The organism is Sinimarinibacterium flocculans (genome assembly GCF_003201205.1).
Classification (GTDB): domain Bacteria; phylum Pseudomonadota; class Gammaproteobacteria; order Nevskiales; family Nevskiaceae; genus Solimonas; species Solimonas flocculans.
On sequence record NZ_QICN01000001.1, the window covers coordinates 275244 to 293615 of the forward strand.

19 protein-coding genes and 1 tRNA gene are annotated in these 18372 nt (G+C 67.5%); 14 read left to right on the forward strand and 6 right to left on the reverse strand.

Annotation, left to right across the window (positions count from 1 at the left end):
- Positions 1-3 precede the first annotated feature (3 nt).
- Together C8D93_RS01235 and C8D93_RS01240 are read left to right on the forward strand one after the other, a co-directional pair.
- Complete coding sequence (locus C8D93_RS01235; RefSeq protein ID WP_110263344.1) at positions 4-804, forward strand: enoyl-CoA hydratase-related protein; 801 nt, start codon at positions 4-6, stop codon at positions 802-804.
- A 3-nt stretch (positions 805-807) separates the two neighbouring features.
- Positions 808-2019 carry a CaiB/BaiF CoA transferase family protein gene (locus C8D93_RS01240; RefSeq protein WP_110263345.1) on the forward strand — a complete coding sequence of 404 codons (1212 nt, stop codon included), beginning with the start codon at positions 808-810 and terminating at the stop codon, positions 2017-2019.
- On the opposite strand, the gene C8D93_RS01245 is transcribed toward C8D93_RS01240, so the two are convergent.
- Together C8D93_RS01245 and C8D93_RS01250 are read right to left on the reverse strand one after the other, a co-directional pair.
- A complete protein-coding gene (locus tag C8D93_RS01245; RefSeq protein WP_110263346.1) occupies positions 2016-4439 on the reverse strand; it encodes a TonB-dependent receptor in 2424 nt (807 codons plus the stop codon). The two genes, C8D93_RS01240 and C8D93_RS01245, sit on opposite strands and share 4 nt — an antisense overlap.
- A 133-nt stretch (positions 4440-4572) precedes the next feature.
- Positions 4573-5112, reverse strand: a complete 540-nt coding sequence (locus C8D93_RS01250; RefSeq protein ID WP_110263347.1) for an HD domain-containing protein — start codon at positions 5110-5112, stop codon at positions 4573-4575.
- A 136-nt stretch (positions 5113-5248) separates the two neighbouring features.
- On the opposite strand from C8D93_RS01250, the gene C8D93_RS01255 reads away from it, so the two are divergent.
- The 10 genes from C8D93_RS01255 (at position 5249) to C8D93_RS01300 (ending at position 11528) form a co-directional block, all read left to right on the forward strand.
- Positions 5249-6055, forward strand: a complete 807-nt coding sequence (locus tag C8D93_RS01255) for a hypothetical protein (protein WP_110263348.1) — start codon at positions 5249-5251, stop codon at positions 6053-6055.
- Between the two features lie 171 nt (positions 6056-6226).
- The gene (locus C8D93_RS01260; protein ID WP_110263349.1) at positions 6227-6985 is read left to right on the forward strand and encodes a DUF899 domain-containing protein; all 759 of its coding nucleotides are present in this window, start codon (positions 6227-6229) and stop codon (positions 6983-6985) included.
- 56 nt (positions 6986-7041) lie between these two features.
- Positions 7042-7377, forward strand: coding sequence for a YciI family protein (locus tag C8D93_RS01265; RefSeq protein ID WP_110263350.1), 336 nt, complete (start codon positions 7042-7044; stop codon positions 7375-7377).
- A gap of 110 nt (positions 7378-7487) precedes the next feature.
- Positions 7488-7865 carry a YciI family protein gene (locus C8D93_RS01270; protein ID WP_110263351.1) on the forward strand — a complete coding sequence of 126 codons (378 nt, stop codon included), beginning with the start codon at positions 7488-7490 and terminating at the stop codon, positions 7863-7865.
- Positions 7852-8448: a YceI family protein gene (locus C8D93_RS01275; RefSeq protein WP_110263352.1), complete on the forward strand. Its 597-nt coding sequence runs from the start codon at positions 7852-7854 to the stop codon at positions 8446-8448. Before C8D93_RS01270 ends, C8D93_RS01275 begins: the two co-directional genes overlap by 14 nt.
- 91 nt (positions 8449-8539) lie before the next feature.
- Positions 8540-8941: a VOC family protein gene (locus C8D93_RS01280; protein WP_110263353.1), complete on the forward strand. Its 402-nt coding sequence runs from the start codon at positions 8540-8542 to the stop codon at positions 8939-8941.
- Between the two features lie 39 nt (positions 8942-8980).
- Complete coding sequence (locus C8D93_RS01285) at positions 8981-9334, forward strand: DUF1428 domain-containing protein (protein WP_110263354.1); 354 nt, start codon at positions 8981-8983, stop codon at positions 9332-9334.
- Positions 9335-9352: 18 nt separating this feature from the next.
- Positions 9353-10603, forward strand: a complete 1251-nt coding sequence (locus C8D93_RS01290) for an RNA polymerase sigma factor (RefSeq protein ID WP_110263355.1) — start codon at positions 9353-9355, stop codon at positions 10601-10603.
- 63 nt (positions 10604-10666) lie between these two features.
- Positions 10667-11053 (forward strand): DUF3703 domain-containing protein, encoded by a 387-nt coding sequence (locus C8D93_RS01295; protein ID WP_110263356.1) that lies wholly within the window; start codon positions 10667-10669, stop codon positions 11051-11053.
- A gap of 70 nt (positions 11054-11123) precedes the next feature.
- The gene (locus C8D93_RS01300; RefSeq protein WP_110263357.1) at positions 11124-11528 is read left to right on the forward strand and encodes a nuclear transport factor 2 family protein; all 405 of its coding nucleotides are present in this window, start codon (positions 11124-11126) and stop codon (positions 11526-11528) included.
- A 245-nt stretch (positions 11529-11773) separates the two neighbouring features.
- On the opposite strand, the gene C8D93_RS01305 is transcribed toward C8D93_RS01300, so the two are convergent.
- Positions 11774-13066, reverse strand: a complete 1293-nt coding sequence (locus C8D93_RS01305) for a DUF445 domain-containing protein (RefSeq protein ID WP_211307140.1) — start codon at positions 13064-13066, stop codon at positions 11774-11776.
- 57 nt (positions 13067-13123) lie between these two features.
- A complete protein-coding gene (locus C8D93_RS01310) occupies positions 13124-13828 on the reverse strand; it encodes an Abi-alpha family protein (RefSeq protein WP_110263358.1) in 705 nt (234 codons plus the stop codon).
- A 168-nt stretch (positions 13829-13996) separates the two neighbouring features.
- Here C8D93_RS01310 and C8D93_RS01315 point away from each other — a divergent pair.
- A tRNA-Arg gene (locus C8D93_RS01315) sits at positions 13997-14072 on the forward strand.
- A gap of 270 nt (positions 14073-14342) precedes the next feature.
- Here the strand turns inward: C8D93_RS01315 and C8D93_RS01320 are convergent.
- Both C8D93_RS01320 and C8D93_RS01325 read right to left on the reverse strand, forming a co-directional pair.
- On the reverse strand, positions 14343-16010 hold the full coding sequence (locus tag C8D93_RS01320) for a patatin-like phospholipase family protein (protein WP_110263359.1): 1668 nt from the start codon (positions 16008-16010) through the stop codon (positions 14343-14345).
- Positions 16011-16242: 232 nt separating this feature from the next.
- Positions 16243-16911 (reverse strand): hypothetical protein, encoded by a 669-nt coding sequence (locus C8D93_RS01325; protein WP_146216475.1) that lies wholly within the window; start codon positions 16909-16911, stop codon positions 16243-16245.
- 462 nt (positions 16912-17373) lie between these two features.
- Here C8D93_RS01325 and C8D93_RS01330 point away from each other — a divergent pair, with 462 nt between their 5' ends.
- Entirely contained in the window at positions 17374-18366 is a 993-nt protein-coding gene (locus C8D93_RS01330; protein WP_146216476.1) for a sialidase family protein, read from the forward strand.
- The last annotated feature ends 6 nt before the right edge of the window (positions 18367-18372 follow it).

An 18372-nucleotide genomic window follows, 5' to 3' on the forward strand; every position in this document is an offset into this window, starting at 1 on the left:
CCCATGAGCTACCAAGACATCCTCTACGGCGTCGAAGACGGCGTCGCCACCATCCGCTTCAACCGCCCGCAGGCGCTCAACGCGATGACGCTGCGCCTGCTCGAGGAGACGCGCGACGCTTTCGCGCGGTGCGCCGACGACCAGCAGGTGCGCGCCGTCGTGCTGACCGGCGAGGGGCGGGCGTTCTCGTCCGGCGCCGACCTGGTCGCAAACATGAGTGCGCCGCCGCTCGGCGCTGACGGCAGGCTCGATCTGGGCCTGCCGCTGGAGACGCACTACAACCCGCTGATCGCGCAGATGCGCAGCCTGCCCAAGCCGGTGATCGCCGCGGTCAACGGCGCGGCGGCCGGGGCCGCGGCCAATGTCGCGCTGCTGGCCGACCTGACGATCGCCGCGCGCAGCGCCTACTTCCTGCAGGCCTTCGTCAACATCGCGCTGATTCCGGACGCCGGCGGCACCTGGCTGCTGCCGCGCCTCGTCGGCCCGCAGCGGGCGATGCAGCTCGCGCTGCTGGGCGAGCGCCTGCCGGCCGAGACGGCGCAGCAATGGGGCCTGATCGCCGAGGTCGTCGACGACGAGGCGCTGGCCGCGCGGGCGACGGCCGTGGCGCGCAAGCTTGCCGACGGCCCGGCGCAGGCGATCGCGCGCATCAAGCAGTCAATCCACGCTGCGGCCGGCAACGATCTGGACACGCAGCTTGCGCTGGAGCGCGACCTGCAGCGCGACTGCGGCCGCCACCCGGACTTCATGGAAGGCGTGATGGCCTTCACGCAGAAGCGCAAGGCGAACTTCAAGGGAGGCTGACCGATGCCCGGCAACACGCTGCTCGCGGGTATCCGCCTGCTCGACCTCTCGCGCCTGCTGCCCGGGCCGTTCTGCTCGCTGTATCTCGCGCAGATGGGCGCGGAGGTCATCAAGATCGAGGAGCCGGACGGCGGCGACTACGCGCGCGGCATGGGCGAGCTGTTCGCGCAGGTCAACCGCGGCAAGAAATCGGTGACGCTGGATCTGCGCGATGCCGAGGATCGCGAGGCCTTCCTCGCGCTGGTCGACGACGCCGATGTCGTGCTCGAATCCTTCCGCCCCGGCGTCATGGACAAGCTCGGCTGCGGCTACGAGACGCTGCGCGCGCGCAACCCGAGGCTGGTTTACGCGGCGCTCACCGGCTACGGGCAGACCGGGCCGTATCGCGACTGGGCCGGGCACGACATGAACTACCTCGCGCTGGCCGGCGTGCTCGACCAGGTCGGCAGCGCCGGCGGGCCGCCCGCGCAGTCGAACCTGCAGATCGCCGACCTGGCCGGCGGAGCGCTGACCTGTGCGATGGGCATCCTCGCCGCCGTCATCGGTGCGCGCAGCAGCGGGCAGGGCACGATGGTCGATGTCTCGATGATGGACGGCGCGCTCGCGCTGATGCCCATCGCGCTCGCGGCGCTGCGCCAGGACGGCCGGCTGCCGCCGCGCGGCGCCGGCATGCTCACCGGCCTGCTGCCGAACTACCGCGTCTATCGTTGCCGCGATGGCCGGCATCTGGCCGTCGGCGCGCTGGAGCCCAAGTTCTTCCTGCGCCTGCTCGCCGTGCTCGGCGACCGGCTGCCCGCGCCCTTGAGGAAGTGGCTGCCGCGCGGCTCCGGCACGTCCGGGTCATCCGGCGGCAAGACGCCGGGCGGCAGCAAGGATCCGTTCGGCAGTCTCGGCCGGATGCGCGGCGATCCGCGACGCGCGCGCCTGGTGACGGCGCCGGTGCATCTCGCGCTGGCGGGACTGTTCATGACACGCACGCGCGACCAGTGGGCCGAGCTGCTGGCCGGTCAGGACTGCTGCGTGACGCCGGTGCTGAGCCTCGACGAGGTGCTCGACGACGCGCAGGTGCGCGCACGCGGCATGATCGAGGATGACGGCGGCAAGCCCGCGTTCGCGCTGCCGATCCGCTTCGACGCGGAGCTGCCGCGCAGCGCGCCGGCGCCGCGGCTCGGCGAACACACGGCGGACGTGCTCGGTCGCGCCGCGAACGACTAGCCGAAGAAATCCCAGTTCAGGCGCAGGCCGACGACCACCGGCGGCGCCAGCGTATCGGCGCGGCCGAAGTCGGTGTGGAACTGTGCGAGGCGGTAGCGCTCGTCGAGCAGGTTCTCGCCGAACACCGTCACGCGCAGGTTCCACGGCGCGTGCAGGTAGCTGACGCGCGCGTTGACGACGCGGTAGCTGCTCTCGAAGGAGTTCTCCGAGTTCTGCGCGAGGTAGAAGAAGCCGCCGTTGTAGTAGTAGTCGACGCCGACCTCGACGCTGCCGCTGCGCACATCCACGGTCTGGCTCAGCGACGCGGCGCCGCTGAACTCGGGCGTGCGCACGATGCGGTTGCCGCTGAAGTCGCGGCAGCGTGGGCCGGACGGATTGTCCGGATCGTCGCCGCAGTCGCTGCGGAACGACAGGCCGGTGTCCTCGTCGTAGCCGCTGCCGTTGCGGTAGTCGGTGTAGATCGCGTCCAGCCACGAACCGCCCAGGGTCAGCACCAGGCCCGGATTGCGCTGCGGCATCGGCAGCACCGTGGCGTCGAACTCCACGCCGCGGATGCGCGCCTCGCCGGCATTCTCGAAATTGATCGCGCCGCCGCTGGTCAGCGAGACGAAGCCGGTCTGCAGGTTCTCGATCTCGCTTTCGAACACGGCGACGTTCAGGCGCAGCGAACGGTCGAACAGGTCCGACTTGAAGCCGATCTCGTAGGAGGTGACCTCCTCCGGCTCGATGTAGTCGGGCGGCAGGTAGATGTTGATGATGTTGTAGGTCGCGCTCTTGAAGCCCTGCGAGAACGAGGCATACAGCATCAGGTTGCGGGTCGGCGTCACGTCGATGGCGACGCGCGGCGAGAAGTTGCTGACGGTGGACTCGCGCGGCGCGAACGAGACCAGCGAGCCGTCGATGCCTTCGAGCTCGACGTCCGAGCGGATCAGCGTGCGCGTCTCCTCCTGGTAGCGGCCGCCCGCGGTCAGGTTGAGCCAGTCGGTGAGATTGGCCGTGGCCTGGGCATAGCCCGAGTAGGACTCGGCGCCGATCAGGCCGATGAAGTTGAAGCGCAGCTGCGTCGGCAGCGGCGCGGCGCCGAGCAGCCCGCGCAGCGCGTCGGGCAGGCCGCCGAGCACGGGTTCGAGATTGAGCACGCTGCCGGCCAGCGACAGGTAGCCTGGGTTGTAGCCGCCCTCGCTGCGCAGGTAGTACAGGCCGGCGACCCACTGCAGCCAGTGGCTGGCAAAGCTGCCGTCGTTGGACGTGAACTGCAGCTCGCCGGTGCGGATCTGCTGGTAGTCGCTCTCGGCGCCGTAGGTCGCCGCGGGACGCTGCGAACCGTCGTAGTCGTAGACGTAGTCGTAGGCGTCGATGAAGTAGTGGCTGCCGAGCAGCTTCACGTCGAACCACGGCAGCGTCCACACCGCTTCGCCGTACCAGGCCTCGGTGTCGGTGGTCAGCGACGGCGTCGAATCCGCGGTGACGACGTACTCGCGCGTCTCCGCCGGGATCAGCAGCAACCGTCCGAGCAGGCTTGGCGCGGTATTCACCGAGGTCGTCGTAGAGGTGCCGCTGTAGCGCGCGAGCAGACCGGTCAGCGTGATGCGCAGATCGTCGGTCGGTGCGAAGGACAGGCGCAGGCGTCCGCCGCGGCCGATCTCCGGCGGCAGCTCGTCGGTGCCGCCGTTGTCCAGCGTGTAGTAGTTGTCCTCGCGGTGATAGAAGCCGGAGAAGCTCGCCGCCACCGTGTCGGCCAGCGGCACGCTGACGTGCGCGCGAGCCTTGAGGTCGTCGAAGCGGGCATAGCTGGCCTGCACCGAGGCTTCCGGCTCCGGGCCGGGCGCGCGCGTGAACAGGCTGATCGCGCCGCCGGTGGAATTGCGCCCGAACAGGGTGCCCTGCGGTCCGCGCAGCACCTCGATGCGCTCCAGCGCGCCGAAGGACTGCACCATGTTGTGCGCCGACGGAAAGTACACGCCGTCGAGATAGGTGGCGACGCTGGGCTCCGCTGACGGCACGAAGGCATCGGTGCCGACGCCGCGCAGGTAGATCAGGTTGTAGCCGGCCAGGTCGCTGAACTGCAGGCCCGGCACGGCCGTGCCCAGGTCCTTGACGCTGACGATGCCGCGCGCGTCGAGCTGGAAGTCGGTGAACGCCGAGATCGCGATCGGCACCTCCTGCAGCGACTGCTCGCGCTTCTGCGCGGTGACGATGATCGTCTCGATGGCACCGGGCGCCGGCGTCGCGGCCTGCTCGACCGGTGCGTCGTCGCGCAGGGTCTCGACGGCGATCACGTTCAGCTCGTCCGAATCGCCGGCGGACGGGGCATCCTGGGCGCTGGCGACCGTGGCGATGCCGAGCAGCACCGCGGCGGCGGGCAGTCGCCCGGACCGGGGATAACGGGTCGGAGTCGGCAGGAAATGCGAGCGGGCCATGACCGTTGCGTTCGGGGAATGGACGGGCGCGGAGGATACCGGCTGTCATGCCCTGTCCGGCATGACCGGCAGTGCTATCGATAGATCGATTCGCGCGGCGGTGGCAGCAGTCCGGCCATCGGGCCGGCCTTGCCTACCACTTCATCATCGGCAGCGGTCGCAGCGGTTCGCGCCCGAGCTGGCGCAGCGTGAGCTGCACCAGCCGCTTGTGGAATCCGGCATTCGGGAAGGTCCTGCGCACATCGGCGACGAAGGCGCGCGGCAAACCGAAGCGCACCAGGCCCAGCGACACGTCGACCAGGTCGGCCTTGCGGAAGGCCTCGACGAGATCGCCGCCGGCCTCCCGCCACGGACGGAAGCGATGATGCTGGTCGATGATCGCGTCGATTTCGTCGCCCCAGGAGGGTTCGCCGTGCTGCTGCAGCCATTCGCGGGCCAGTTCGGCGGACGGCCGCAGGTAGTCGATCGTGCCGTGCGTCCAGATGGCGATGTCGTGGAACACCGCGGCGATCACCAGCTTGCGCGCGGCGGTCTCGTCGGGCCGGGCCAGCGCGAAGCAGAAGTTCAGCATGCGCAGCAGGTGATTGCGGTAGGCCTCGTAGTCGGCGCCGATCGGTTCGCGCCACGCTTCGAGCATCGCGTCGAGCTGCGGGAATTCCGGGTGGACCTGCATGGCGGGCGTCCTGCGAACGGGCGGGCGGGGCAGGATCGCCGATCCCCGGGTGGCCGACACTACCCGCAGCGATCCGGCGCCATTCTTGCGTACCCCTTGGCCGGGGTCGATCCTGGCTCCAGACGATGCTGGAAACATGGCCATCTCACACACCGTCTCGCGCCTTTTTTGTGCATGGGCACTCGGCCTGTGCACGCTGCCGGTGGCGGCAGCCTCGCTGTCGGACCTGTTCGCCGCCGTGCCGCGCCCGCCCGCCGATGCCGCGACCGCGGTGACCTGGGTCGCGGACGGCGCGGTGATCCAGCCGGAGGTCGTGACGCTGCGCCAGGCCATCACCGCCGAGCGGGCGGCGGTTGCCGAACTCAATGGCGGCGCCGCACCGCAACCGGGGACGCCGGTGGCCGCGGCGCCGAACGATCCGCCGGAGGTGCAGCGCGCCGCGCGCGCGTATGCGGACTACCTGACCGCCAACGGCGGCGAACGCAGCCCGCAGGCGGCGCTGGCCAAGCGCAAGCGCTGGCTGCAGCGCGCGCTGGGGCAGCAGCAGATGGAGGTCAACCGGCGCATGCGCCCGTGCCCGGCGCCGTGCACGGACAGCGCGATCCTCGCCGAGAACCAGCAGCACCTGGAGGCGCGCATGCGCATCCTCGACACCGAGATCAGGACCTGGAACGCCCTGTTCGACGACTGGAAGAAAACGCGCGGCGCCTACGTGATTCCCGGCGACCTGAGCCTCGGCGTCGCGGCGCCGGCGGCGGCAACCGCCACGCCGCAGGGCCGTTCGACGCTGGCGAGCTACCGCGCGGCCATGCTCGACGAGGTGGAGATGCTGCTGTCGATCACCGAGCTGTCGGCACTGCGCGCCGCGGCGATCACCAGCGGCCTCGACGAGCGCACGCCGGACAGCATCAGCGGCGCGACGAAGAAGACCTCCGGGTCCTGATCCGTTTGGCGGGGCTGGCGCGGCCCTCCGCGTCGGCGCGCCCGGCGGCTCTTGAGGCCGCCGTGTCGAAATCCGGCGTGCCGGTTCGACCATCCAGTGAGCACGTTCCCGCCGGGGGCCCGCCGAGGGCCCCGCGGGGCCGTGTGCATCTACCCGCACTGGAGTCCCGCCATGCCTGCCGTCCTCTCCGGGATCGATGCCGAGACCGGTCCTGCCGTGGTGTCGCGCGGTGACTGGCTGCTCGCGCGCAAGGCGCTGCTGCAACAGGAAAAGGCGCTGACGCGGCTGCGCGACCGCGTCGACGCCGCGCGGCGCGCCATGCCCTGGGTCCGGCTGGAGCGGTCCTACCGGTTCGACGGCCCTGACGGGCCGGTCACGCTGGACGCGCTGTTCGACGGTCGCCGGCAGCTGCTGGTCCATCACCACATGTTCGCCCCGGGCTGGACGCAGGGCTGTGCCGCGTGCGCGGTCACGGCCGATCACCTCGACGTGGCCCGCCGGCATTTCGAGCGCCACGACCTGTCGTTCGTCGCCGTGTCACGCGCTTCGCCGGCGCAGATCGAGGCCTACCGCCGGCGCATGGGCTGGGGTTTTCGCTGGGTCTCCGCGGAGCACGGCGAGTTCAATGACGACTTCAACGTCTCGTTCGCGCCGCGCGACCTCGCCAGCGGCAAGGTCTACTACAACTACGCGGCCGTCGAAGCGCGAATCGAGGAACTGCCGGGCCTGAGCGTGTTCTATCGCAAGGGCCCGGGGGAGATCTTCCACACCTATTCGACCTATGCGCGCGGCATCGAGCTGCTGGACGGCGCCGCGCTGTGCCTGGACCTGACACCCGACGGCCGCGTCCGCACACGGCACGACGAGGCCTGCCGCAACGAAGGCCCGCCCGCCCGCCGGAGTGCCGCGGTGGCGGCAATCGTCAGGTAAGGGCCATCAAACCCCGTCAGAATCAGCGCCGTCCCCGAGACGGCAAGGAGCGCCTCATGAAGTACCTGTGTCTGGTGTACAGCGACGAACGCAAGCTCGAAGGCTGGGACGATGCCGAGTGCATGGCCTGCGGCCAGAGCTTCCGCGACAGCGGTCACCTGGTGGCGGCCGAGGCCTTGCAGTCCGTGCACACGGCGACGACCGTGCGCGTGCGCGACGGCAAGGTCTCGATCACCGACGGCCCGTTCGCCGAAACCAAGGAACAGCTCGCCGGCTTCTACCTGCTGGACGCGAAGAATCTCGACGAGGCGCTGCAGATGGCGGCGAAGATTCCGCCGGCCACGGTCGGCAGCATCGAGGTGCGACCGATCCGCGAGCTGATGCCGCGGTAGCGCGCATGTGGTCGCTGCGCTACTGCCCGCCGGCCGGCGGTGTCGAAATCCGCGGGCGCCGCTCGACTGAAGAACGGCGGCACGCGTTGCCGCGAACACCGGAGTGCGAAATGAAGTATCTCTGCCTGGCCTACGAGCAGGAGTCGAAGCTGGCGTCGATGTCGCGCGAGCAGTGGCAGTCGCTGCGCGAGGAGACGCTGGCCTATGTCGAACAGATGCAGCGCAGCGGACAGCTCATCACCACCTGGCCGCTGCAGACCGTGCGCAACGCCACCACCGTGCGCGTGCGCAACGGCCAGCTGTCGGCCACCGACGGACCGTTCGCCGAGACCAAGGAACAGCTCGGCGGCTTTTTCATGATCGAGGCACGCGACCTCAACGAGGCGATCCAGATCGCCGGGCGCTGGCCGTCGGCGCGCTTCGGCAGCATCGAGGTGCGACCGATCGCGGAGGGTTTGCCCGAGGAGGGACGCTATGAAACGAACTGAACGGCTGTTGCTTGCCCCGGCAGCGGCGCTGGGCATGGCGCTGGGCGCCGTGCCGGCCGCGGCGGCGCCGGTGGTCTATGAACTCGATCCGCTGCACACCTTTCCCAGCATCGAGTTCCCGCACATGGACATCTCGGTCTGGCGCGGCAAGTTCGATCGCACCAGCGGCACGGTCACGCTCGACCGCGAGGCGCGCAGCGGGCGGGTGGAAGTGCGGATCGACACCGCCAGCATCAACTTCGGCCTCGACATCATGGACGAGAAGGCGCGCGGCGAAGAATGGTTCGACGTCGCGCAGTATCCCGAGGCGACCTACGTCGGCGAGCTGCGCTTCGAAGGCGACAAGGCGGTTGCGGTCGACGGCGAGTTCACGTTCCGCGGCAAGACCCTGCCGCTGACCCTGACGCTCAACAGCTTCAAGTGCATCGAGCATCCCTTCTACAAGAAGGAGGTCTGCGGCGCCGATGCGCTGGGCGAACTCAACTGGGGCGTCTACGGCATGAAGTACAGCGAGTTCGGCCAGGGCGACGCCGGGCGGGTGACACTGCGCATCCAGGCGGAGGCGATGCCCAAGTCCGATTGACGGCGGAGTGTCGAACGGGCCGTGTCCGGTTCGACCAGAAGGTGGAAGCCTTCGCCATCCGCGAGGGCAGTCGATTCAAGGAGCCGAAACGATGTCCACGATGATCTTCGTCAACCTGCCCGTCGCCGACCTGAAGAAGTCCATGTCGTTCTTCGAGGCACTGGGCTGGCACTTCAATCCGCAATTCACCGACGACACGGCCGCCTGCCTGGTGATCAGCGACACCGTCCACGCGATGCTGCACACGCATGCCTCGTTCCGCCGCTTCACGCCCAAGGCGATCTGCGATGCGCACACGACCAGCGAGGTGCTGATCGCGCTGTCCTGCGACAGCCGTGCGCAGGTCGACGAGCGGGTCGGAAAGGCCATGGCCGCCGGCGCGAAGCCGTTCCGCGAGCCACAGGATCACGGTTTCATGTACGAGCGTGCGTTTCAGGATCTCGATGGACACATCTGGGAAATGATGTGGATGGACCCCGCGGCCGTGCAATGATCGCGGCTGCCTGACCCACACTGCGAGAGGAGAGGTCGGATGTCATACGTCGATGGTTTCGTACTGCCGGTGCCGAAGGACAAGCTCGGCGAATACCGCAAGATGGCGCGCCTGGGCGGCAAGGTCTGGCGCGAGCATGGCGCGCTGGCCTACGTCGAGTGCGTGGAGGACGACGTCAAGCCGGGCAAGCACACCTCGTTCCCGCAGAGCGTGAAGCTCAAGAAGGGCGAGGTCGTGGTCTTCGCCTGGGTGGTCTACAAGTCGCGCAAGGATCGCGACCGCGTGATGAAGAAGGTCATGAGCGATCCGCGTCTGCAGATGGACCCCAAGAAGATGCCCTTCGACGGCAAGCGCATGTTCTGGGGCGGCTTCAAGCCGATCGTCGAGATGTAGCCGGCGCGGGCAGGCGCGATGAAGGCACCGGCCGCCATCGATATCCGCCGCGTCGTCGATGCGGTCTACCGCGACGAGTCGCGGCGGGTACTGGCGACGCTGATCCGCCTGCTCGGCGATTTCGACCTGGCGGAGGAGGCGCTGCACGAGGCCTTTGCCGCCGCGGTCGAGCAGTGGCAGCGCGATGGCGTGCCGGACAGTCCCCGTGCCTGGCTGGTCTCGGCCGGTCGCTTCAAGGCGATCGACGTGATCCGCCGCCGCGCGCGTTTCGACGCCTCGCTGCACCTGGTCGCGGACGAGCTCTACGCCGAGGCCGACAACGACCGCGACGACGAGCATCTCGAGGACGACCGCCTGCGGCTGATGTTCACCTGCTGCCACCCGGCATTGCCGGCCGACGCCCAGGTGGCGCTGACGCTGCGCGAGGTCTGCGGACTGACGACCGAGGAGATCGCGCACGCCTTCCTCACCGCGCCGTCGACGCTGGCCCAGCGCATCGTGCGCGCCAAGAACAAGATCCGCGACGCCAGGATTCCGTACGAGGTGCCGGGCCGCGCCGAGCTGCCGCAGCGGCTCGAATCGGTGCTGCGGGTCGTCTACCTCGTGTTCAACGAAGGGTATTCGGCGTCGTCCGGCACGGAGCTGACGCGCCACGATCTTTCGGCCGAGGCCATCCGGCTCGGGCGCCTCTTGCTGGAGCTGCTGCCGGACCCGGAAGTCATGGGCCTGCTGGCGCTGATGCTGCTGCAGGAGTCGCGCCGTACGGCGCGCAGCACCGCCGGCGGCGACCTGATCCTGCTGGAGGACCAGGACCGCGGCCTGTGGAACCGCGAGCTGATCGCGCAGGGCAGTGCGCTGGTGGAGCGCGCGCTGTCGTCGCGGCGCTTCGGGCCGTACAGCCTGCAGGCGGCGATTGCCGCCGTACACGCCGACGCGAAGACCGCGGCCGAGACGGACTGGGCGGAGATCGTCGGGCTCTACGACGTGCTGCACCGGCTCGAACCGTCGCCGGTGGTCGAGCTCAACCGCGCGGTCGCCGTGGCGATGCGCGACGGTGCCGACGCCGGCCTGCGGCTGGTCGACGCGATCCTCGCGCGCGGCGAGCTGCGCGACTACCACTTCGCGCATGCCGCGCGCGCGGAGTTCTGCCGCCGGCTCGGTCGTCGCGCCGAGGCGCGCGAAGGCTACGAGCAGGCCCTGGCACTCGCACGCCAGGAGCCGGAACGACGCTTCCTGGAGCGGCGCCTCGACGCGCTGCGCGGCGCCTGAGGCTTGACTCCGGACCGGGGTCCGGAGTGCAGGCTGCGCGCCGGGTTCCTCCAGGAGCGGTGCATGAGCAAGGCAAGCGGACGTTTCCGTCGGTGGCGCGACTTCGTCCGCCACATCCGCCCGAGTGTCAGCGCGGAGCTGGCCGCGGCGGACGCGGCCGAGCAGGCCGGCGATCCGGCGCGGGCATACGCGCATCTGGAACGCGCGCACGTGCTCGGCCAGGGTTCGACGCGCGAACACGTGCGCGTGCACCTGCGCATGCTGCAGTGGGGCCTGCGCCACCGCGACCGCCGCGAGGTGCGCGGCCAGATGCTGCGCCTGGTCGGCGCCGCGACCAAGACGGCCGTCGGCCTGGTGCCCACCGGCAACACCGGCGGCAGCAACATCAGCCCGTTCCGCCGCCTGCCGGTGCCCGCGGACCTGCAGGCCATCATCGACGCGGCACGTTGACCTCGAAGGTCATCGCCGAGACGGGAGAGCGGCGCTAGGCTGTCCGGGTCCGTCCACCCGGAGACCGCCGATGCACGAGTTCGCCGAGCGCTTCGCCGAGGCCTGGGCGCGGCCGACGCCCGAGGGCCTCGTCGCCCTGCTGTGCGAGGACGTCGTGCTGCGACAGCCGCACCTGCCGGCGATCCGTGGGCGCGACGCCGCCCGGCACGAGCTGTCGCGACTGCTGCGCTGCCTGCCGGAACTGCACGGCGAGATCGACCGCGCCAGCGGCGACGATCAGACGGTGTTCATCGAGTGGCGCATGAAGCCGCTGCGCAATGCCAGAACCGCGATCCCCGCGGTGGACCGCTTCCTGCTGCGCGACGGCCTCGGCAGCGAGCGCACGGTCTACTTCGATCAACTGGCGATGCTGCGCAGCGTGTTGCGCCATGCCCGCCTCTGGCCGGGCTTCCTGCGCTACCGGCTCGGACGTTAGCCCGCATTTCTCACAGGGTCGCCTTCGATCCCCGCACCAGGGCCGGAACTCATTGAGGATTTCGTGATGCGCTCGCAAAACAAGCGGTCATCGGGATCGAAGGCTGATCGGCGCTGGCCTGCCTGCGGTGCCATCAGCTTGGGCTTCACTCAACCGATGGAACAACCATCGGTTTCGCTCCAGCCCGGCGCTGCTGGCATCCTCGGCCTACGGCCATCGCTCGATCACCCTGTGAGAAATGCGGGCTAACCGATCCCGATCAGGCGCAGGGCGGAGGTTGCCAGTGTCGGCTCCACCGCCAGCAGGCGGAACGCGATCACCTGCGCGATTCCGACGCAGAAGCCCAGCGCCGCGCCGGTGGCGATCAGCATCCACTCGTCCTCCTTGAAGGCCGGCCGCAGCATGCGTTCGAACTCCAGCGGCGGCAGCACTTCCAGACGGCCCGCCAGCGTGCTGCTGATGTCCATCGCGTCCTTGGCGTAACCGTCGACGGCGCGCACGGTCTGAGGCAGCCGCGAGACGATGCGGCTGACGGCGGTGTCCTTCATCGCCACGTAGCGCTTGGTGCCGACGGTCCACGCCACGAACGGACGGGCGATGCCGGACTGCTCGTCGATCGTGCGCTTGACGTGCTTGGCGATCATGCTGAACACGCGGTCGGCGTACGGGCCCTTGAGCACGGCCTCGATGATGTTCGACGGCGTGACGATCTCGTCGGCGATCAGGCGCGCGTAGTCGCGGGAGATTTCCTTCTGCCGCTTGAAGAACAGGCCCTGGATCGTGAACGGCCCGATACGGCGCGGCGTCTGCGGCCGGAAGATCATCTCCAGCGCCACGTAGTTGGTCGCCCAGCCCACCAGCAGGCCGAACAGCGGCAGTTGCCAGCTTGCCTTGTAGAAGGTCCAGCCGATCATCTGGAACACGCCGAACAGCAGGCCGAAGTACAGGCCGGAGCGGCCGATGAACTTGAACTCTTCCTTGCCGGTTTCCTGGAACACGGCATTGATCAGCGCGCGGTCGCGGATCAGCGTGGAGACGACCATCTCCTTGAGGTCGAAGACCATCTCCACGTCGTTGCGCAGCTCGCCCATGATCTGCGCCACCACCTGCGGCGTGTCGTCCTGGATGCGCCGGACGATGATGTTGCGCACGCGGATCGGCAGCGTCTCCCACAGCGTGGGCTCGTACTCGCGCATGATCTCGTCCATCAGATCGTCGACGAGGGCCAGCAGCGGCTTTTCGATCTCCGCCGCCACGCGCGCCGGCTCCAGGCGGTCGAAGATCTCGCGCTCGGTCACCAGCGTAGGCACCAGCGTCTCGCAGGCGATCGCCGCCATCTTGCCGGCCTTGCGCGGGATGATGCCCTGCCAGCCGAAGATCGGCGGCTTGCCGACGAAATCCAGCGGATAGAACATCATTTTGATGGCGATGACGTTGGTCACGTAACCCACCAGACCGCTGGTCACCGGGATGGACAGGTACAGCCAGAGGTTCGCCTTGAAGTCGGCGAGCGCCAACGTCAGAAAGTCCATGCTCATGAGTTCATCCACACCGGTCGGCGTCCGCGACCCGGCCTGCGCCGCAGACGCACCGGGCTAGTCGCGCGGCGCGCATGCGTCCCAGAACGCCCGGCCCAGGTCCGACAGTTGCAGCACCCGCCGCTGATAGTGCACCGTGCTCAGCGCGCCGGGCTTGGCCTGCTCCACGGCCTCGCGGACCGCGCCGTCCGCCTCCAGCATCTGGTACTTGATCTCCAGGCGGTCGTCCTCGGCGGCGGATTCGACCAGCCCCAGCGCCCGCAGGCGCGCGATGTAGGCGGGGGTCTGCCCCAGCAGCCGGACACCCGCCAGCTTGCCGAGGCCGCTGACGTTCGACACCAGGCGCTGCGTCGCCGGCCCCAGGCGCGGGCCGATGGCCACGTGCAGCAGCGGCACCGCAGCTTCTTTCGCCAGCGCCTTGAGAATCAGCAACTCGTCGGCGACGAGCTGGTCGAGCAGCAGATGGAACAAGGCGTCCGTCGCCTGTTCCGGCGTCTGCTCCTCGGCGCGCGCAAGCAGGCGCGCCGCGCGTTCCTGCAGGCCGGGCTGTCGGCCGGAGGCTCCGGCGCGGGCGGGGCCGCAGGCATCGTCCGGGTCCAGGTGATCGAGACGGTGCTTGAGCTCGCCGAGCACGCGCGTCTCCACGCGCTCCAGCTGCCGCTGCGCGAGCTGCGCACCCGGCAGCGTCTGCGCCACCTCCCTCACGCGCCGGAACAGGGCGCCGAAATCGTGGCTGGCGGCGTCGCGATGATCGTCTTGCATGGATTGGTTCGTTCCCCCGGGGCGGCCCCTGCCGGCCCGACCGCGCCGGGCAGACAAGAAGCCCGGCCGGGCAGCCGCGAGCGTACCATCAATCGATGGCGAGGTCGCTCAAAAACCCGCGGGCTGCCTGCCACACCATGCGCCGCTGTACACTGGCGCCCCGACACCGCGCCCGTAGCTCAATGGATAGAGCATCAGGCTTCGAACCTGAGGGTTGGGAGTTCGAGTCTCTCCGGGCGCGCCAGTTCTTCGAGTGTTTGCCCAGTAACGGATTCGCTACTCGCTGGCAACCATCAGCCGGTGACAAGGGAAAGGCAAGTATTAGGGGGGTAGCCGTTGCGTCGCTCGATTACAGCCATCTGCTGGCGAGTCGCCGCACGCAAATAGAGCCCGCACTAGGCGGGCTCTTAACCTTCAACTCCATGAAGAAAAACGTTTCTAACTAATTGATTACGCGGCTGTTCATGTCGACACTCCTAGCGAATCATGAAGCCTAGTGTACAGCAGCAAACACTCACTGCGAAACTGCCTTGGCAACCACCGTATCAAAGGCGCACTGTCCGTTCACCTCGAACCAGTCCTTCTTAATCGTCCATCTCACATACGCAGTCTGTCCCACCGCTACCTCCGCGCGTGTCGGCGTCTGCATACCATTGGGTTGCGACGGAACGAGATAGCCAAGATTCGGATCGATCAGTAGTATCAGTTCGAGGCGCACCCTGTGTCGATTGGCCCGCTGCATTACGGCATACGAGACTATGTCGGGTTCTCCGCGCACTAAAGTTCTTGTGCACTCGCCCTGTTTCGACCATCGAGCAATGAATTTTCGAGGCTCGTCACTATGACTAATCGGCGGCACAAAGGCATAGACGAAGCCTTTCGCAGAAGGTTCGTTCACCAGAGGAAATCTTGGTAAAGGGACCTCAGTGCTGCCTTGGATTTCGGCGATTGTCCAGTTCAAATCCGCCATGCTGATATTGATCGGCTCGTTGGACGATCTGAACTCTAACAGCGATCGCGAGCCCAGCCACGGCTGGCCTGTGGTCTTGAAAACGCGCTGCATCTCGTAGAGAACGTCGCCGTTCGCATCTATTCGTACCGTGTACCTGGTATCGTCTTCGAGCGTTTCCGGGCGCCTACTTTCGTCACAGTAGGCCTTCTCCAGCAATTCCGCGTTCTCTATCGTTCTCGTAACAACGACATGCGGCTTGGTATCGATCCCTTTGAGCAAGGGCACTTCTGAGCTGAACTCCATCCATTTCACTTGAGCGCCGGCGGCAACGCCCGCCTGCAAGAGCAGCCCCTTCTGCTCCGTGCTGAGATTGAAGTCCACCGCCGTGATGCCACTGGGGAAGTAGATCGGATTCTCGCAATACTTGTGCGGAACTGGTTGCGCTTTGTCGTGTGCGTCCAGCAAAGTGTCAACGAGCGCGCGAAGAAACTGCGGAAAATTGTTGACGTTGGTGTTGGGGGCGACTATTGGCATCAGACGAAAGCCGACTGTCGGATAGGGATCAGTTTCAAACATCCGCAATGGAAAGTTGCTGAGCATCCCACCGTCGACCATCAGCCCATTGACGTTTGCAGGATGGAAGAAGAACGGAATGCTGGCCGAAGCTACCACTGCCTCTACGATGCTCTTATCAGCCGAGTAAGTCTTGGAGAAAGGTCTCAGCTCTCTCCTTCCGATATCGGATGCCACGATCCTGAGATCCTTGACCGCTGTGATATCTCTAAACTTTGTGTTCTCGCCAATTTGCTGTATCAGCCACGCTTTGAGGCCATCTGCGACAAAGAACCCATAATCAGCGAGTAGGCTATTCATATGCCGCTTGATGGATCTGTTGTTTCGGCGCCAGAACCCTGCGACTGACAGCATGCCAAGATTGCCGCCAGAGGCCCTTCCGGCCAGCGCTGCAATCTCTTGCGCGATGGCTTTCAGTTCCTTCATCTTGTCCAGAGCCGTGGGGTCGAGCAGGGTTTCGAGATCCAACCCACGCATTCGCGACTCGAGGTCTGCCTTCGACATGCCGCAAGCGATTAGCGCGGCGGCAATCGCGCCCGCAGAGGCGCCCCCGACGACATTGACGCGGCAGCTATCGGGCATCTGCGAATAGGCACCGGCATAGCTCAATCCTTTGACGCCGCCGCCCTGAAAAACTAGGTTCACTAACCTTGCCATGGCGCCTCCCCGTGTCTCCGAAGTAGCAATCTACATTATTCCTTCCTGCTTCCAACAATAGCGCCAGTCGGGCGGGTGCCCATGCGTCAGAAGCGGTCAATCGCAACGGACGGATTCTGGGCACACTTGGTCAATCGGAAGTACCGCTTGGGGAACTATCAGTGACCATTGACGACAATTAGCGATCGGCCATCAGGCGTGTTGCACTGAACGAGGTGCGGAGCGTCAGCAGCTAGTGAATGATCCTGAACATCCGCTCCGCCTCACACCACATCTGCATCATGCGGCGGTGCTCGTCGCGCTGACGGGCGCCGACGAAGGCTTCTTCTGACCGGTACTTGGCGCATTGGTCGCGCATCTGTTGCCAAGCTTGGCGCCGGCAGCCGCGTTCGTCCACGGTGCCGTAGCCATAGGCATCGCATCGCCGTTCGGCGCTGCGGATCGCTGCGTTCTGGCTGGAGGTACGCGGTGCCGGCCTTTGGGTTGGGGCGGGGCGCATGTAGGGGCGCGGTGTCGGCTTCGGTGTCCAGCGCGGCGCTGGCGGCGGTTGTGAACGCGGCGCGGAGCGGCTGGGCGTTGCGGGTGGCTGGGTCAGGCGGGCACGCATGTTCGCGGCTTCGCGCTGCTGCGCGCTCAGGGCCTGCCGGAGTTGTTCGTTCTCGGACGCCAGCCTGGCGTTTTCGGCAGTGAGCGCGAGCCTGCGGTCGCGCTCCTTCACGGCCCAGGAGGCGACACCGACGAGGCTGGCGATGAGCACGGCCAGCAGCAGCATCGGCAACGGCCCGCCGGCGTTCGATGGCGCATTCCGGATGGGTCGCGGTCGTCTGGCGGCGTGCAGGTCCGGTGTCGGCACGACGGGTTCTCCCTTGGTTGTTCTGATACTGCTGTCCCGCTCGTCCATGCCGCAGTCCGGAAGCGCAGGGCGGTCGCAGTTCACGATGTGGAGAACCGGCGAGTCCGGGTGCGGGACGCGGCCGCCATAGGATGAACCAGTCGCGGGTCGTTGCGGAAGATGTTCGTAGTGGCGGGGCTCCCATGGCTGGGCGATCGTCGGAACGGCGACCGGTCGTCACGCTTGGTGGCGGGACGTCGGCGTATCCACTCTCTGACAGGTGTCGTGGCAAAAAGGTGAGTGACGGTAGCCGGATGTTCTGATCCGTGCCGAACGACGGCGCATGAAAGTGGATGCGGTTCAAACTTTGTCTTCGACGACGTGACCGGGTCGCGGGAATCCGGCGTATGATCGCGCCGCCGTCCTCCCCAATGGCGGGTTGCAGGGCGAGCGTTCAAGACCGGACGAGGTGTGGCGATGGGCGGAGTCGTGTCGTCGTTGGAATGCGTGTTGTCTTCCCTTTCTTCTTCGATGCGCAGCAGCAGAATGCTGGCGCTGGCGCCGGTCCTGCTGCTGGGCGCATGCGGTGGCGGCGGCGCGGAGCTGGGCGAGCCGATCGAGCCGCCAGAGGGTTGGGAAGCGGTCGGCGGCGTGACGCAGACGACCGCCAGCGAGGTCATGACGCGCGGCGCGCAAGGTCTTTACGTGGCGGCGGGGCGCGCGGTCTACCGCAGCGCGAACGGCGAGGACTGGACGGCCCTGGCGCCTCTGCCGGCGGACGTGGAAGCCGCCAGCCTGATCGAGATCGACGGCCAGCCTTGGGCGGGCGGCTACAACAATGCCGGGGTCTATCGGCTGCCGGCGGGCGCAACGGCTTGGCGCGAGGATGCCTCGGGACTGGCCGGCCTGGGCGCAAGAACGGTGCTGGGTCTGGCCGTGCGCGGACGGCAGTTGTTCGCAGCAACCGCGGGCTCCGGGCTGTACCGGCGCGAGCTGGACCAGGCGGCCGGCTGGGTGGCGGACCGGCAGGGGATTCCATCCAACCTGTCGTGGAACGTCGAGTCGGTGGCCGAACACCAGGGGCGTGTGATCGCCGGCGCCGGCGGCAACGGCAACCTCTACATCCGCACGGGCGACAGCTTGACCTGGCGCGAAGTGGCGTACGAGACCTTCAACGGCGAGGCGCTGTTCCTCTGGTCGTTCTTCGATGACGGTGACGCGCTGCTCGCCGCTGGCAATCGACGGCTGTATCGCAGCACCGATGCCGGCGAGACCTGGACGGTCGTCTTCGGCTATCCGCGCTACGTCAGCCGCGCGCGGTTCGCGGCGACGGATACGGCGATCTACGTGATGCTCACGACGAGCATCGACACGCGCATCCTGCGCTCGACCGATGGCGGCCTGAGCTGGAATCCCGCGGTGGAGAACCTGCAGGGTGTGCAGGGTTACGACATCGGCATCCTGCAGTCGACGCTGTTCCTCGCACACCAGAACGGTTTCTGGCGGACGACGCTGCAACCGTAAGCGCGA

Bases quoted from the DNA above. Each gene is read 5' to 3' on its own strand.
- C8D93_RS01295 (WP_110263356.1), top strand. From the start codon at position 10,667: ATGAGCAAGGCAAGCGGACGTTTCCGTCGGTGGCGCGACTTCGTCCGC.
- C8D93_RS01305 (WP_211307140.1), bottom strand. From the start codon at position 13,066: ATGAGCATGGACTTTCTGACGTTGGCGCTCGCCGACTTCAAGGCGAAC.
- C8D93_RS01255 (WP_110263348.1), top strand. From the start codon at position 5,249: ATGGCCATCTCACACACCGTCTCGCGCCTTTTTTGTGCATGGGCACTC.
- C8D93_RS01310 (WP_110263358.1), bottom strand. From the start codon at position 13,828: ATGCAAGACGATCATCGCGACGCCGCCAGCCACGATTTCGGCGCCCTG.
- C8D93_RS01260 (WP_110263349.1), top strand. From the start codon at position 6,227: ATGCCTGCCGTCCTCTCCGGGATCGATGCCGAGACCGGTCCTGCCGTG.
- C8D93_RS01245 (WP_110263346.1), bottom strand. From the start codon at position 4,439: ATGGCCCGCTCGCATTTCCTGCCGACTCCGACCCGTTATCCCCGGTCC.
- C8D93_RS01280 (WP_110263353.1), top strand. From the start codon at position 8,540: ATGTCCACGATGATCTTCGTCAACCTGCCCGTCGCCGACCTGAAGAAG.
- C8D93_RS01275 (WP_110263352.1), top strand. From the start codon at position 7,852: ATGAAACGAACTGAACGGCTGTTGCTTGCCCCGGCAGCGGCGCTGGGC.
- C8D93_RS01320 (WP_110263359.1), bottom strand. From the start codon at position 16,010: ATGGCAAGGTTAGTGAACCTAGTTTTTCAGGGCGGCGGCGTCAAAGGA.
- C8D93_RS01240 (WP_110263345.1), top strand. From the start codon at position 808: ATGCCCGGCAACACGCTGCTCGCGGGTATCCGCCTGCTCGACCTCTCG.
- C8D93_RS01325 (WP_146216475.1), bottom strand. From the start codon at position 16,911: ATGGACGAGCGGGACAGCAGTATCAGAACAACCAAGGGAGAACCCGTC.
- C8D93_RS01330 (WP_146216476.1), top strand. From the start codon at position 17,374: ATGCGCAGCAGCAGAATGCTGGCGCTGGCGCCGGTCCTGCTGCTGGGC.
- C8D93_RS01270 (WP_110263351.1), top strand. From the start codon at position 7,488: ATGAAGTATCTCTGCCTGGCCTACGAGCAGGAGTCGAAGCTGGCGTCG.
- C8D93_RS01285 (WP_110263354.1), top strand. From the start codon at position 8,981: ATGTCATACGTCGATGGTTTCGTACTGCCGGTGCCGAAGGACAAGCTC.
- C8D93_RS01265 (WP_110263350.1), top strand. From the start codon at position 7,042: ATGAAGTACCTGTGTCTGGTGTACAGCGACGAACGCAAGCTCGAAGGC.
- C8D93_RS01250 (WP_110263347.1), bottom strand. From the start codon at position 5,112: ATGCAGGTCCACCCGGAATTCCCGCAGCTCGACGCGATGCTCGAAGCG.
- C8D93_RS01290 (WP_110263355.1), top strand. From the start codon at position 9,353: ATGAAGGCACCGGCCGCCATCGATATCCGCCGCGTCGTCGATGCGGTC.
- C8D93_RS01300 (WP_110263357.1), top strand. From the start codon at position 11,124: ATGCACGAGTTCGCCGAGCGCTTCGCCGAGGCCTGGGCGCGGCCGACG.
- C8D93_RS01235 (WP_110263344.1), top strand. From the start codon at position 4: ATGAGCTACCAAGACATCCTCTACGGCGTCGAAGACGGCGTCGCCACC.